This is a genomic window from Streptomyces sp. enrichment culture (assembly GCF_964273255.1).
Lineage (GTDB): Bacteria > Actinomycetota > Actinomycetes > Streptomycetales > Streptomycetaceae > Streptomyces.
This window is the reverse complement of sequence record NZ_OZ186835.1, coordinates 2,564,792-2,578,682: the sequence shown is the minus strand read 5'-3', so window position 1 is coordinate 2,578,682 and position 13,891 is coordinate 2,564,792. Positions and strand designations below refer to the sequence as shown.

General features: G+C 72.8%; 10 protein-coding genes. 6 read left to right on the top strand and 4 right to left on the bottom strand.

Annotated elements, in window-relative coordinates:
* Positions 1–14: 14 nt before the first annotated feature.
* Positions 15–1,625 carry an N-acyl-D-amino-acid deacylase family protein gene (locus ACSU53_RS10910; RefSeq protein WP_437026845.1) on the bottom strand — a complete coding sequence of 537 codons (1,611 nt, stop codon included), beginning with the start codon at positions 1,623–1,625 and terminating at the stop codon, positions 15–17.
* Between the two features lie 11 nt (positions 1,626–1,636).
* The gene (locus ACSU53_RS10905; RefSeq protein WP_437026844.1) at positions 1,637–2,914 is read right to left on the bottom strand and encodes an amino acid deaminase; all 1,278 of its coding nucleotides are present in this window, start codon (positions 2,912–2,914) and stop codon (positions 1,637–1,639) included.
* A 252-nt stretch (positions 2,915–3,166) separates the two neighbouring features.
* Here ACSU53_RS10905 and ACSU53_RS10900 point away from each other — a divergent pair, with 252 nt between their 5' ends.
* The 5 genes from ACSU53_RS10900 to ACSU53_RS10880 all read left to right on the top strand — a co-directional run bounded on the left by ACSU53_RS10900 (position 3,167) and on the right by ACSU53_RS10880 (position 7,940).
* Positions 3,167–4,174, top strand: a complete 1,008-nt coding sequence (locus ACSU53_RS10900; protein ID WP_437033113.1) for a sugar kinase — start codon at positions 3,167–3,169, stop codon at positions 4,172–4,174.
* Positions 4,171–4,935 (top strand): IclR family transcriptional regulator, encoded by a 765-nt coding sequence (locus ACSU53_RS10895; RefSeq protein ID WP_362091081.1) that lies wholly within the window; start codon positions 4,171–4,173, stop codon positions 4,933–4,935. Before ACSU53_RS10900 ends, ACSU53_RS10895 begins: the two co-directional genes overlap by 4 nt.
* A complete protein-coding gene (locus ACSU53_RS10890) occupies positions 4,932–5,342 on the top strand; it encodes a RidA family protein (RefSeq protein ID WP_437026842.1) in 411 nt (136 codons plus the stop codon). The genes ACSU53_RS10895 and ACSU53_RS10890 overlap by 4 nt, the downstream gene beginning before the upstream one ends.
* Before the next feature lie 132 nt (positions 5,343–5,474).
* Positions 5,475–6,962 (top strand): GntP family permease, encoded by a 1,488-nt coding sequence (locus ACSU53_RS10885; RefSeq protein ID WP_437026841.1) that lies wholly within the window; start codon positions 5,475–5,477, stop codon positions 6,960–6,962.
* A 93-nt stretch (positions 6,963–7,055) separates the two neighbouring features.
* Entirely contained in the window at positions 7,056–7,940 is an 885-nt protein-coding gene (locus ACSU53_RS10880) for a hypothetical protein (protein ID WP_437026839.1), read from the top strand.
* 238 nt (positions 7,941–8,178) lie between these two features.
* Here the strand turns inward: ACSU53_RS10880 and ACSU53_RS10875 are convergent, their stop codons facing one another.
* Together ACSU53_RS10875 and ACSU53_RS10870 are read right to left on the bottom strand one after the other, a co-directional pair.
* The gene (locus tag ACSU53_RS10875; protein ID WP_437026837.1) at positions 8,179–10,446 is read right to left on the bottom strand and encodes a heavy metal translocating P-type ATPase; all 2,268 of its coding nucleotides are present in this window, start codon (positions 10,444–10,446) and stop codon (positions 8,179–8,181) included.
* 219 nt (positions 10,447–10,665) lie between these two features.
* The gene (locus ACSU53_RS10870; protein WP_437026835.1) at positions 10,666–12,009 is read right to left on the bottom strand and encodes a M14 family metallopeptidase; all 1,344 of its coding nucleotides are present in this window, start codon (positions 12,007–12,009) and stop codon (positions 10,666–10,668) included.
* 215 nt (positions 12,010–12,224) lie between these two features.
* Between ACSU53_RS10870 and ACSU53_RS10865 the strand changes: the two genes are divergently transcribed.
* Positions 12,225–13,559, top strand: a complete 1,335-nt coding sequence (locus ACSU53_RS10865) for an Nramp family divalent metal transporter (RefSeq protein ID WP_437026833.1) — start codon at positions 12,225–12,227, stop codon at positions 13,557–13,559.
* Positions 13,560–13,891 lie beyond the last annotated feature (332 nt).

Sequence of the window (13,891 nt, the reverse complement as noted above, 5' to 3'; positions counted from 1 at the left end):
CAGGGGGCGGGCGGTCACCGGGGTGTCCGGCGTACCGCCCGTCCCGCCAGCACGTCGGTGCGCCGCCCGTCCTCGATCACGAACCGTCCGTCCACCAGCACGTACGGGATGCCCGTCGGCGGCGTCCGGGGCTCCTCGAAAGTCGCGCCCGCCCCCACCGTGGCCGGGTCGAACAGCACCAGGTCGGCCCGGTAGCCCTCACGGATCAGCCCGCGATCCGGCAGCCGCAGCCGGGCGGCCGGGCGCGCGGTCAGGTGGGCCACGCACTCCTCCAGCGACAGCACCCCCAACTCCCGTACGTAGTGCCCGAGATAGCGCGGGAACGTGCCGTAGGCGCGCGGGTGCGGCTTGGCGCCCTGGAGGATGCCGTCGGAGCCGCCGGTGTGCACCCGGTGCCGCATGATGGCCCGCACGTTCTCCTCGTGGCCGACGTGCTGGAGGATCGTCGGCGCCAGCCGGTCCTTCAGCAGCAGCGCGCGGGCCACCGCCCAGGGGCTCTCGCCCTGTTCCCGGGCGGAGTCCAGCACGGTGCGGCCCACGTACTCGCCCAGCGCCGGGTCGCCGACGCCGGAGATCTCGATGGTCTCCCACTCCACGGGCACGCCGTGGCAGCCGTCCGAGCCGGTGACCTCCAGGTGGTGGCGGATCCGCTCGGCCGTCTCCTCGTCCGCGAGCCGCCGCAGCGTCTCCTCCGGCCCGCCCTCGCTCGCCCAGCTCGGCAGCAGCGCCACCAGGGTCGTGCAGCCGGGGGTGTAGGGGTAGGTGTCGAGGGTGATGTCCGCGCCGGCGTCCAGGGCCTCGTCCAGCAGGGCCAGCAGCTGGGGCGCGCGGCCCTTGTTCTCCCCGAAGTTCATGGTGGCGTGCGCCAGGTGCAGCGGGCAGTCCGCCTCCCGGGCCAGCTCCACCATCTCGGCGTACGCGCCGAGCGCGCCGGCGCCGTAACTGCGGTGGTGCGGGCAGTAGTAGCCGCCGTACTCGCCCACCACCCGGCACAGCTCGGTGAGTTCGGCGCCCCGGGCGTACATCCCCGGCGTGTACGTCAGCCCCGAGGACATGCCGACCGCGCCCTGCTCCAGGCCCTCCGCGACCAGGCGCCGCATCCGGTCCAGTTCGGCGGGCGTGGCCTCGCGGTCCTCCCAGCCGACGGCGAGCGCGCGGACCGTGCCCTGCGGGATCAGATAGGCGGCGTTGACCGCGATCCCCCGGTCCAGCCGGTCCAGGTACTCGCCGACGGAACGCCAGTCGAAGTCGACGTCGTCCCCGTCGCCGTTCCAGCCGGCGATCGCCCGGCGCACCTCGCCGAGGGTGCGGTCGTCGACCGGCGCGTACGACAGGCCGTCCTGGCCCAGGACCTCCAGGGTGACGCCCTGCGCGGCCTTGGCGCTGTGGTCCGGGTCGCGCAGCAGCGCCAGATCGCTGTGGGCGTGCATGTCGATGAAGCCGGGGGAGAGGGCCAGGCCCTCGGCGTCGATCTCCCGGCGGGCCTTGGGGCGCTGACAGCCCGCGGCCGCCGCTTCCTTCACGATCGAGACGATCCGGCCGCCGTCGACGACGACGTCCGCGCGGTAGGAGTAGTCGCCGGAGCCGTCGACCACCTCCGCGTCCCTGATGACGAGCTCTTCCATGCGCCGGCCTCCTAGAAGAACGTGCGGACGTAGTCGACCACCGTGCCGTCGGCCTCCGCCACGGGGATGAGCGCCCACTTGTCGAAGGACGTGCACGGGTGGGACAACCCGAGTCCCACCCAGTCTCCCACTCCCAGATCGGCCTCCCCGGAGGTCCGCAGCCAGGCGTGCTGGTCGGACAGGCCGGTCACGGTGATCCCGGTGGCCGGGTGTTCGGCGCCGTCCCGGCGCACCACCTGGGCGGACGGGAGGTTCAGGTCGTACGCCGCGTCCCGCTTGCCCGCGTTGAGGAACGCCTGCCCGGGCGACGGGCGGGAGACGACCTGCGCCCACAGCCGGAACGCCGGTTCCAGGGCGCCCTCCTCCGGGACCCGGTTGAACGGGGTCAGCCGGCGGTAGTGCCCGTCGTCGTGCGAGACGTACGCGCCCGAACGCAGCACCTTCAGTGCGGGCGCCGACAGTTCGGGGATCTGTGCGAAGACGTCGGCGACCGCGTCGAACCAGGCGCTGCCGCCCGCGCTCACCACGATCTCCTCCAGCCCGGCGAACCGCCCCGCCTTGTCGAAGTCCACGGCCAGCGACACCAGCCGCCTCAGCCAGGCCCGTACCCGCTCCGGGTCGGCGTCCGGCACCTCGCCCTCGTACCCGGCGACCCCGGCCAGCCGCAGCCCGCGCGAGGCGGCCACGGCGTCGGCGACGGCGGCGCACTCCTCCTCGGTGCGCACGCCCGTCCGGGCGCCCTCTCCGGCGGCCAGTTCGACGACCACGTCCACCGGGCGGGTGGCCCCGGCGAGCGCCGCGTCCATCAGCTCGACGCCGCGCACGGAGTCGACGTAGCAGAGGAAGCGGAACTCCGGGTCGGCGTCCTGCTCGGCGGCGATCCAGCGCAGCGCGGCCGCGTCCACCAGCTCGTTGGCCAGGAAGACCCGCCGGACGCCGAACGCCCGCGCCACCCGCACCTGGTGGGGCACGGCCAGGGTGATGCCCCAGGCGCCGTGCTCGATCTGCCGCCGGAACAGCTGCGGGGCCATGGAGGTCTTCCCGTGCGGGGCGAAGGCCAGCCCGTGGCGGGCCGCGTAGGTCTCCATCAGGCGCAGGTTGTGCTCCAGCCGCTCCGCGGACAGGGCGAGCACGGGGGTGGTGAAGCCGCCGGTGAACAGGTTGCGGCGCTGCGCGGCCAGCTCGCCGACGGTCAGGCCGTCCGCGTCCGGCGGGAGGCCCTTGAAGCGGTGGTCGACGCGTTCCTCCGCGAGGCGGGCGAGCGCGTCCGAGCCGGTGCCGGAGACCATCGGAACCTCCCTGATCAGGTGCGTTGCGCTTGTTGCAACACTCATTGCGTATATCGCTTACCGCTGTCTAGCATCTCGGCCAAGCGGGGTCAACGGACACCGCCCCGCCCCACCGCCCCGAGGAGCCCCGCCATCGTGACCGTCACCGGAACCGGCAACGCCCCCGGCGTCCAGGAGGCCGTCGGCACCGTCGACGCCACCCACGGCGCCGACGCCGTCGACACCGTCGATGTGGTCGCGCTCGGCGAGTCCATGGTGGCGTTCCGGCCCGTCCGGCCCGGCCGCCTCGCCGACGTCCCCGCCTTCGACCGGGGTATCGGCGGCGCGGAGTCCAACGTGGCCTGCGTTCTCGCCGCGGCCGGCCACACCACCCGGTGGGTCGGCCGGGTCGGTGCCGACGGCTTCGGCGACCACCTTCTCGAGGCCATCGGCGCCCACGGCGTCGACGTGTCGCACGTGCGCCGCGACCCGGACCGCCCCACCGGCATCTACTTCCGCACCGCCGGGGACCGGGCCGACGACGCCCACGAGGTCGCCTACTACCGGGCCGGCTCGGCCGCCTCCGCGATGTCCCAGGACACCGTGGACCCGGCCGTGGTGCGCGCCGGACGGATCCTGCACCTGTCCGGCATCACGGCGGCCCTCTCCGCCGGCTGCCTGGACCTGATGCGGGAACTGACCGCGCGCCGCCCCGGACGGCCCCTGGTCTCCTTCGACGTCAACCACCGCCCCGGCCTGTGGCGCGACGGACACGGACCCGAGGTGCTGCTGGAACTGGCCCGCGGGGCGGACATCGTCTTCGTGGGCGACGACGAGGCACGCGAGGCATGGGGGCTGCACGGGGCCCGCGCGGTGCGGGAGGCGCTGCCCGAGCCGCGCCTCGTCGTCGTCAAGCAGGGCAGGGGCGGGGCCGTCGCCCTGGACCGGGACCCCGACGGCTGCGCGGACGCCGACGGCACCGCGACCTTCGTGCCCGCCCTGCACGTCGACGTCGTCGCCGCCGTCGGCGCCGGCGACGCGTTCGCCGCGGGTTTCCTCTCCGCCACCCTGCGGGGTCTGCCCGTACGGGACCGCCTCCGCCACGGGCACCTCACGGCGGCCGCCGCCCTCACCGCCCCCGGCGACCTCGCCCCGCCGCCCGCCCGCGCCCTGGCCGACCGCCTCGTCGCCCTGGACGACACCGCGTGGGGGAGACTGCGACTCGGCCCCGGCTGGACCCGAGCCGACGAAGAGGCCGACGAGGAGGTACGCACCCCATGAGCCAGACCGTCGACCGCGCCCTGAGCATCCTGCCGCTGCTCGCGGAGGGACCCGCCGACCTCGGACAGGTCGCCGACCGCCTCGGCGTCCACAAGTCCACGGCCCTGCGCCTGCTGCGCACCCTCCACGAACACGGACTCGTCTACCGCCAGTCCGACCAGCGCTACCGCCTCGGCGCCCGCCTGTTCGCCCTGGCCCAGGAGGCGATGGAGAACCTCGACGTCCGCGAGATCGCGCACCCCCACCTCGCCCGCCTCAACGAGCGCTGCGGCCACACCGTGCACCTCGCCGTGTACGAGGAGAACGAGGTCCTCTACATCGACAAGGTGGAGAGCCGCTACCCGGTGCGCATGTACTCGCGGATCGGCAAGCCGGTCGCCATCACCGTCGCCGCCGTCGCCAAACTGCTCCTGGCCGACCTGCCCGAGCACGAGCGCCGCGCACTCGCGGAGAAGCTCGACTACCCCATGTACACGCCCCGTTCGACACCGAACGCCACCGCGTTCCTCCAGGAACTGGCCACGGTGCGCGAACAGGGCTGGGCCACCGACCTCGGCGGCCACGAGGAGTCCATCAACTGCGTCGCCGCCCCGATCCGCGGCGCCGACGGCCGGGTGGTCGCCGCGATGTCGGTGTCCGCGCCGAACGTCGTCGTCACCGCCGACGAACTCCTCACCCTGCTCCCGCTGGTGCGCCGCACGGCGGACGCCATCAGCGGCGAGTACTCCGGCAGAACCCCAGTGAAGGACACCCCCGTATGACCGAGAAGACCGCGCTCACCCCGCCGACGCACACCACCCCGCCCGCGAAGTTCTCCCACGGGGTGCGCAAGGGCAACATCCTCCAGGTCGCCGGTCAGGTCGGCTTCCTCCCGGCCGAGGAGGGCAAGCCCCCGACGCCCGCCGGCCCCACCCTGCGCGAGCAGACCCTCCAGACCCTCGCCAACGTCAAGGCCATCCTCGAAGAGGGCGGCGCGACCTGGGACGACGTGATGATGATCCGCGTCTACCTCACCGACGTCGACCACTTCGCCGAGATGAACGACCTCTACAACGCCTACTTCGAGGAGCAGGGCCTCACCCAGCCCCCGGCCGCCCGCACGACCGTCTACGTCGGTCTGCCCGCCGGACTCCTCATCGAGATCGACGCGCTCGCCGTCCTCGGCTGACCCGCGTCCTCCCTCACCCCCGTCTCCCACCCCCTCGCAGTCGTCCGGCACGGCGTCCCCGCACACCCGCGGGCGCCGTGCCGCGATCCCCCCTGCCCGAAAACCCCATGCCCTTAGCCAGAGGACCCCCGCATGTCCCACCCGTACCTCCCGTTCGCCGCCCCCGCGGCGGACGGAGCGCCGCCCCACACCGGCGGACTGCTCCTGCTCATCGACGGCACCGCCGGCCTGCTCACGGTCGCCGCCCTCGGCATCGCGCTCCTCCTCTTCCTGATCATCAAGGTCAGACTCCAGCCGTTCGTGGCCCTGCTCGGCGTCTCCATAGCCGTCGGCCTGGCGGCCGGGCTCTCGGTCACCGAACTCTTCGGCACGGTCCAGCGCTCGGACGCGGTGTCCACCATCGAAAGCGGCATGGGCGGCATCCTCGGCCACGTCGCGATCATCATCGGCCTGGGCACCATGCTCGGCGCGATCCTCGAAGTCAGCGGCGGCGCCGAGGTGCTGGCCGGCCGGCTGCTCGGCCTGTTCGGCGAGAAGCGCGCCCCCCTCGCCATGGGCCTCACCGGCCTCATCTTCGGCATCCCGGTCTTCTTCGACGTCGGCATCTTCGTCCTCGCGCCGATCGTCTACGCGGCCGCCAAGCGGTCCGGCAAGTCGATCCTCCTGTACTGCCTGCCCCTGCTCGCCGGCCTCTCCGTCACCCACGCCTTCCTGCCCCCGCACCCCGGCCCGGTGGCCGCCGCCGGTCTGCTCCAGGTGGACCTCGGCTGGGTCATCCTGATGGGTGTCGTCTGCGGCATCCCCGCCGTGATCGCCGCGTGGGCCTACTCCGCGTGGATCGGCCGGCGCATCTTCGTCGCCGTGCCGCAGGACATGGTCGAGGCCGCCGAGGAGGCCAGGGCGGCCGTCGTCGCCGAGCAGCGCGCCTCCGGCGTGGCGCCGCGCGAGACGCCGGTGCCGCTCGGCACCGTCCTCGGCATCATCGGCACCCCGCTCCTGCTGATCCTCGCCGCGACCTTCTCCTCGATCGCCCTCGACCCGTCCACCCTGCGCTCGGTGATCGAGTTCTTCGGCCACCCGTTCGTGGCGCTGACCCTCGCGCTGTTCCTCGCCTACTACCTGCTCGGCATCCGGCGCGGCTGGTCCCGCAAGTCCCTGGAGACCGTCTCCACGTCCTCGCTGAAGCCGGTCGGCAACATCCTGCTCGTCGTCGGCGCGGGCGGCGTCTTCGGCGCGGTCCTCAAGGCCAGCGGGGTCGCGCAGGCCCTGTCCGACACCTTCAACGACGTCGGCCTGCCCGTCATCGTGCTGTCGTACCTGATCTCCGTGGTGCTGCGGGTCGCCCAGGGCTCGGCGACCGTCGCCATCGTGACCACGGCGGGCATCGTGGCCCCGCTGCTCGCCGAGGGGAACCACTCGCAGGCGTTCGTGGCCCTCGTCATCATGGCCATCTCGGCGGGCTCCATCTTCGCCTCGCACGTCAACGACGGCGGGTTCTGGATGGTGGCCAAGTACTTCGGCATCAGCGAGCGCGACACGCTCAAGACGTGGACCGTCCTGGAGAGCGTGCTCTCGGTGGCCGGGTTCCTGGTCGCGGCCGCCCTCAGCCTCGTCGTTTGAGGCGACGGATCCGCGGGGTCCGTGTAGGCGTCCGATAACGAAGTCGGGGGCTGGCTGTGCCCGGCACAGGTTTGTCGACCATACTGCTCCGCTGTGGAGCAGCAGCGCATTGGTTCGAGCAGCCAGCCCCTGGAAGGCGCCGGATTCGACCCGGCTTTCATCCCCGGGCTCACCGCACCCGTGTCCGGCCGGGAGGAGGGCACCCGACCCGGCAAGGACGACCGTCGCGGTGAGCCGGAGGAGTCCAACGGGACGGTGAACTCCGGCAGTTCCTCACCGGAGGCGCGTGATGCGGTCCCGGGGCCGGAGGACGCGCCGCAGGACGCGGCCGAGGAGGACCCGGCCGCCGTCCCGGACGGCCCGGTCTTCGAGGCGTCCGACCGCCGCGCCACCATCGTCGCCGACCACCGGGGCGTCCGGCTGCGGCTGGACGACCAGGAGTGCGAGTTCCGTTGGGACGAGATCGGCGCGGTGGAGACGGAGACCGCCCGCTTCGGCAAGCGCTACACCGTCACCGTCCACACCCCGGACCGGCGCTGGTACCCCATCGAGATCGAAGCCCCGGCCCGCAGCCGCTTCGCGGAGTGGGACGAGCAGTTGGACGCCGTCCTGGACGTCTACTTCGACGACGGGGAGTCCGACGCCGAGAAGCCGGAAGCGGCCGACGGCGCGGAAGAGGCCGACGGCACGGGCAGCACGAACGGCACGGGCAGCACGGACGGCGCTGAGGTCGCCGACGGGGATGCCGAGTCGGGCGACAAGGAGAAGTCCTCCGCCGAGGAGAAGTCCTCCGACAAGGAGAAGGCTTCCGACGACGAGGAGACCTCCGCCGACGAGAAGACCTCCGACGACGAGAAGACCTCCGCCGCCGACGAGGAGTCCTCCGTGACGGCCGACGCGCCCGAGGCGGGCCGGGCCGGCAAGGCCACGAAGGCCCGTAGGGCCGCGAAGTCCTCCGAGGCGTCGAAGAAGCCGTAGACGGGGACCTCCTGGACGCAGGAAAGCCGTGGACGCCCGCGAGCGGCCGCAACGCGAGCGACCCCGGCGCCTGCAGCAGCCCGAAGCAACCGGGGGCACCCCGAAGCATCCGGGGGCACCCCGAAGCCGCCCGCGGGAGCCGGAGCGGCGGCCGTGAGAGACGAGGGCTCCGGAGCCGGTGAAGGCTCCGGAGCCCTCGCTCCGTGGCGGGGCGCGTAGCCCCGGGGCCGTGCTCAGCTCAGCTCAGCGGCTTGAACCCCCGCAGCCGCAGGCTGTTGCCGACGACGAAGACCGAGGAGAAGGCCATCGCGGCCCCGGCGATCATCGGGTTGAGCAGTCCGGCCGCGGCCAGCGGCAGCGCGGCGACGTTGTAGGCGAAGGCCCAGAACAGGTTGACCTTGATGGTCCCCAGGGTCCGGCGGGCCAGGCGGATCGCGTCGGCGGCCACCCGCAGGTCGCCGCGGACCAGGGTCAGGTCCCCGGCCTCGATCGCCACGTCGGTGCCGGTGCCCATGGCCAGTCCGAGGTCGGCGCGGGCCAGCGCCGCCGCGTCGTTGACCCCGTCGCCGACCATGGCCACCGAGCGGCCCTCGTCCTGGAGCCGCTGGACGACGGCCACCTTGTCCTCCGGCATGACCTCCGCGATCACCTCGTCGATGCCAACCTCGGCCGCCACCGTCCTGGCGACGGCCTCGTTGTCGCCGGTGAGCAGGATCGGCGTCAGGCCCAGCGCGCGCAGCCGGGCGACGGCTTCCGCGCTGGTCTCCTTCACCGCGTCGGCGACCTCCAGGACGGCGCGGGCCTCGCCGTCCCAGGCGACCGTGATCGCGGTGTGCCCGGCGGCCTCGGCGTCCGCCCTGGCGCGGGCCAGCGTCTCGGGCAGGGTGAGCGACCAGTCGCTCAGCAGCTTCTCCCGTCCGACGAGGACCGCGTGCCCCTCGACGACGCCCTGCACCCCGAGACCGGGCACGTTGCGGAAGTCCTCGGCGGCGGGCAGGGTGCCGACCCGCTCGGCCGCGCCCGCGGACACGGCCCGGGCGATCGGGTGCTCGGAGGCGTGCTCCAGGGCGCCCGCGAGGCGCAGCACGTCCTTCTCGTCGGTGCCGTCGGCGGTGTGCACGGCCAGCAGGCTCATCCGGCCGGTGGTGACCGTGCCGGTCTTGTCGAGGACGACGGTGTCGACGGCGCGGGTGCTCTCCAGGACCTCCGGGCCCTTGATGAGGATGCCGAGCTGGGCGCCCCGCCCGGTGCCGACCATCAGCGCGGTGGGGGTGGCCAGCCCGAGGGCGCAGGGGCAGGCGATGATCAGGACGGCGACGGCGGCGGTGAACGCGGCCGTCGGCCCCGCCCCGTTGCCCAGCCAGAAGCCGAGCGTGCCGAGGGACAGCGCGATGACGACCGGGACGAAGACCGCCGAGATGCGGTCCGCCAGCCGCTGGGCCGCCGCCTTGCCGTTCTGGGCGTCCTCGACCAGCTTCGCCATCCGGGCGAGCTGGGTGTCGGCGCCGACCCGGGTGGCCTCGACGACCAGCCGCCCGCCGGCGTTCACGGTGGCGCCGGTGACCGCGTCCCCGACGGTGACCTCGACGGGGACGGACTCGCCGGTCAGCATGGAGGCGTCGACCGCCGAGGTGCCCTCGACCACCGTGCCGTCGGTGGCGATCTTCTCGCCGGGCCGGACCAGGAAGCGGTCGCCGGTGGTCAGCTCGCCGACCGGGATCTGCTCCTCCCGCCCGCCGCGCAGGACGGTGACGTCCTTGGCGCCCAGTTCCATCAGCGCCCGCAGGGCGGCCCCGGCCCGGCGCTTGGAGCGGGCCTCGAAGTAGCGGCCGGCCAGGATGAACGCGGTCACCCCGGCGGCGGCCTCCAGGTAGATGTTGGCGGAGCCGTCGCCGCGGGCGATGGTCAGCTCGAAGGGGTGGGTCATGCCGGGGGTGCCGGCGGTGCCGAAGAACAGCGCCCACACCGACCAGAGGAAGGCGGCCGACACACCGACCGAGACCAGGGTGTCCATGGTGGCCGCGCCGTGCCGCGCGTTGGTGAAGGCGGCGCGGTGGAAGGGCCAGGCGGCGTAGGTGACCACCGGGGCGGCCAGGGTCAGCGACAGCCACTGCCAGTACTCGAACTGCCAGGCCGGGACCATCGCCAGGACGATCACCGGGACGCTCAGCACCACGGCGGTGATCAGCCGCTCCCGCAGCGGCCGCAGCTCGTCGGGAGCGGAGCCGTCCGGTCCTGCGTCGCCGTCGCCCGCCCCCTGGCCGCGCGCCGGTTCCGGGCGGGGCTCGTGGGCGGTGTAGCCGGTGGCCTCCACCGTGGCGATCAGGTCCGCGACGGCGACGTCCCCGCCGTAGCTGACCTTGGCCTTCTCGGTGGCGTAGTTGACGGTGGCGGTGACGCCCTCCATCCGGTTGAGCTTCTTCTCCACGCGGGCGGCGCACGAGGCACAGGTCATGCCGCCGATCGCGAGTTCGACCTCGGCCTGGTCCGGGACGGTGGTGGCCATCGCTGCTGCTCCTGGTGCCGGTTCGGGGGTGGTGCCTGTGGTGGGAGTACCCCTTGGGGGTATTCTACTCCCCACTGTATACCCCCTGGGGGTATCGTGGTACCACGGGGATCACCGGTATCCCTCAAGGGGCGGGCCCCGATCCCGCGCCCGCACGGCGAGGGCCCCTCCTCGGTGGTGAGGAGGGGCCCCGGAGCGCAGGGGGACGGCTGCCGGCCGCTAGCCGCAGTACTGCGCCTCCTTGCCGATCGACCGGTACATGCAGTCCGCGTTCTCCAGCAGCTGGAGCACCGCGTCCCGGTTGCGGGACGTCTCCCGCTCGATGACCTCGTCGGGCGGGTAGAAGCCGCCGCTCCACGAGGAGCGCGGGTACATCTCGAAGGTGTAGCCGAAGATCTTGTGCGCGCCCCACAGGTAGTCGTCGATCGACCCGTCGGTGATGTACAGGTCGCTGGACTGCTGCGCGGTGTAGCCGTTGCTCGCGGCCATCTTCTGTCCGACGGTCCGGAACGCGGCGTGGTCGTCCGCCGTCATCCCGGTGGTGGTGTCGGAGTAGGTGTAGCCGAACGGCCACAGCACCAGCTCGCTGTAGGTGTGGAAGTCGATCCCGGCGGTGATCTGCTGCTTCCCGCCCACGACCCGGCTGCGCACGAAGTCCGCGACGACCTTCACCTCCGGTGCCGACTCCGGCGCCGAACCCCGGTACGTCTCCGAGGACTTGCTGCCCGACGAGCCGCCGCAGCAGCCCCAGCGGTAGTCCCAGTTGCGGTTCAGGTCCGTGCCGACGGCCGACGAACCGGAGTTCGGTTGCCGGTTCTTGCGCCACGAGCGGTAGGAGCCGGTGGCGATGTCGTACTCGCCGCCGTCCGGGTTGAGGTCGGGGACGATCCAGATCTCGCGGCTGTTCACCAGGTTCGTGATCCGGGAGTCGCTGCCGTAGCCCGCGCCCAGCTCCCGCAGCAGGTACAGGGCCATCTCGACGGTCAGGTGCTCGCGGGCGTGCTGGTGGTGGGTGAACAGCACCTCGGGTTCGTTCTCGTCCGTGGCCACGTTGTCGCTGATCTTGACCGCGACGATGTCCCGGCCCTGGTAGGACTTCCCGATCACCCGCTTGCTCATGATGCCCGGATGCGCGGCCAGCCGCTGGTCGATCTCGGCGTTCATCTCCGCGTAGTTGTGGTAGCGCGAGTCCGCCGACGGGAAGTCGTACAGCCGCACGCCGTCCGAGCCGGACGACCGGTCGGGAGCGGCGCCCAACGGCGTGACGTCGTAGCCCTGGCGGCGCAGGGCACGGATCTGGTCGGCCCGGCCGGAGACCACCACGGTCTCCTCGTCGGCCTCGTCCACGCTGACGCCGGAGCGCTGGATGGCCGTGCGGGTCAGGGGGGTGGTGTGCCGGTGGATCTCGTACTGGCGGATGTCGTCGGCGGAGGGGGTGGCCGGCGGGGCCTTCGCGCTGTCGGCCCCGGCCTCGGGCGCCGTGAGCGACAGGGGGGCCGCGAGGGCGAGGGCGATCAGGGCGGCGAGCACGCCGGGGCGTCTGCCGCGGGGGCGAAGTCGCATGAAGTCTCCTGGTGGGAGGTGGGGGTGGTTCATGGCGACGTGCGTGGTGCGGTGGGCTCATGGTCGGGGCGTGACATGATCAGGTCAAGAAGGTGGGTGAAAGGGGAAGGGCCTCGCGCTCGTGCCGGTGAGGGGCCGCCGCCGACCAGGTGCATCCCGTGAAGACGCCCGCACGCCCCCTTGTCGGCTCCCGCCCCGTCCGCTTTCCTGCGCCCATGGCGGACACCACGGGCAACACGGGAAACCCCCAGGAGATCCGAGCGCTCCACTCACCCGACTCCCCACCCCGCAGGTCCGGTTGGCGGCACCTCGGGCCCGGCATCGTCGTCGCGGCGACCGGCGTGGGCGCCGGTGACCTCGTGGCCACCCTCATCGCCGGCAGCACCTTCGGCCACACCCTGCTGTGGGCGGCCGTCGTCGGCTGCCTGGTCAAGATCTCCCTCGCCGAGGCGGTCGGCCGCTGGCACCTGGCCACCGGCCGCACCCTCTTCGACGGCTGGGCCCAACTCGGCCGCTGGACCACGTACTTCTTCGGCGTCTACGTCGTCGTCTGGGGCTTCGTCTACGGCGCCGCGGCCATGTCGTCCAGTGCCCTGCCCCTGCAGGCACTCTTCCCGGGCGTGATGGAGCTGGAGGGCTGGGGCATCGCCTGCGCCCTGGCGGGCCTGGTGTTCGTCTGGTTCAACCGGTACGCCGTCTTCGAGAAGGTCATGACCGTCCTGGTCGGCGTCATGTTCCTGGTGACCGTCTACCTCGCGGTCCGCGTCGCCCCGAACCTCGGCGACGCCTTCGCCGGGCTCCTGCCGGTGCTCCCCGACGCCACCGATTCCGTCCTCTACACCCTCGGCCTGATCGGCGGCGTCGGCGGCACCATCACCCTCGCCGCGTACGGCTACTGGGTCAACGCCAAGGGCTGGACCGACAGCGGCTGGATGACGGTGATGCGCCTGGACAACCGCGTCGCCTACCTCACCACCGGCGTCTTCGTCGTCGCCATGCTGGTCGTCGGTGCCGAACTCCTGCACTCCGCCGGCATCGCCCTCTCCTCGGGCGACCAGGGGCTGATCCAGCTCGGCGACGTCCTGGAGGACCGCTACGGCTCCGCGACCGCCACCTTCTTCCTGATCGGCTTCTTCGCCACCTCGTTCACCTCGCTGATCGGCGTCTGGCACGGCGTCAGCCTGATGTTCGCCGACTTCGTCACCCGCGGCCGGAAGGCGGCCGCCGCCTCCCGGGGCGAGGACTTCGCCTCCGGGCGGCCCGAGAGGTCCTGGCCGTTCCGCGCCTACCTGCTGTGGCTGACCTTCCCGCCGATGATCCTGCTCTTCCAGGGCCAGCCCTTCCGCCTGATCATCGTCTACGGCGTGCTGGGCGCCGCCTTCATGCCGTTCCTCGCCCTCACCCTGGTCTGGCTCCTCAACTCCGGCCGCACACCCCGAGAATGGCGCAACGGCCCGCTCAGCAACGCCATGCTCGCCCTCGCGGGACTGCTGTTCCTGGTCCTCGCCGTGAAGCAGATCTGGGACCAGCCCTGGGCGGAGTTCTTCTAGGACCCCCGGGACGGGCCCGCGGCCGGACGCTCACAGCAGCGCGTCCCGCGGTCAGGGTCCTACGGACCGACAGCCCCTCCGCCCCGGGCTCCGGCCGCGGGGTCGCGGAGGCGTCCGGCCGCGGGACGGCGTCCACGACGGCCCGCCACCGCGGAGCCGTCACCGGCTTCGTCAACTCGTCCTGGGACGAGGGGGGGTTCCGGACGGCTGACCGGCGCGTCCTTCTGTGCGGGAGCGTTCCACTCGCTGACGCCGACGTGCTGCCCCTCGGGCGGGACCAGCTCCGCGGTCCACATCCTGGTCTCCGCCCGCCGGTCCGGGTACTCGAACCC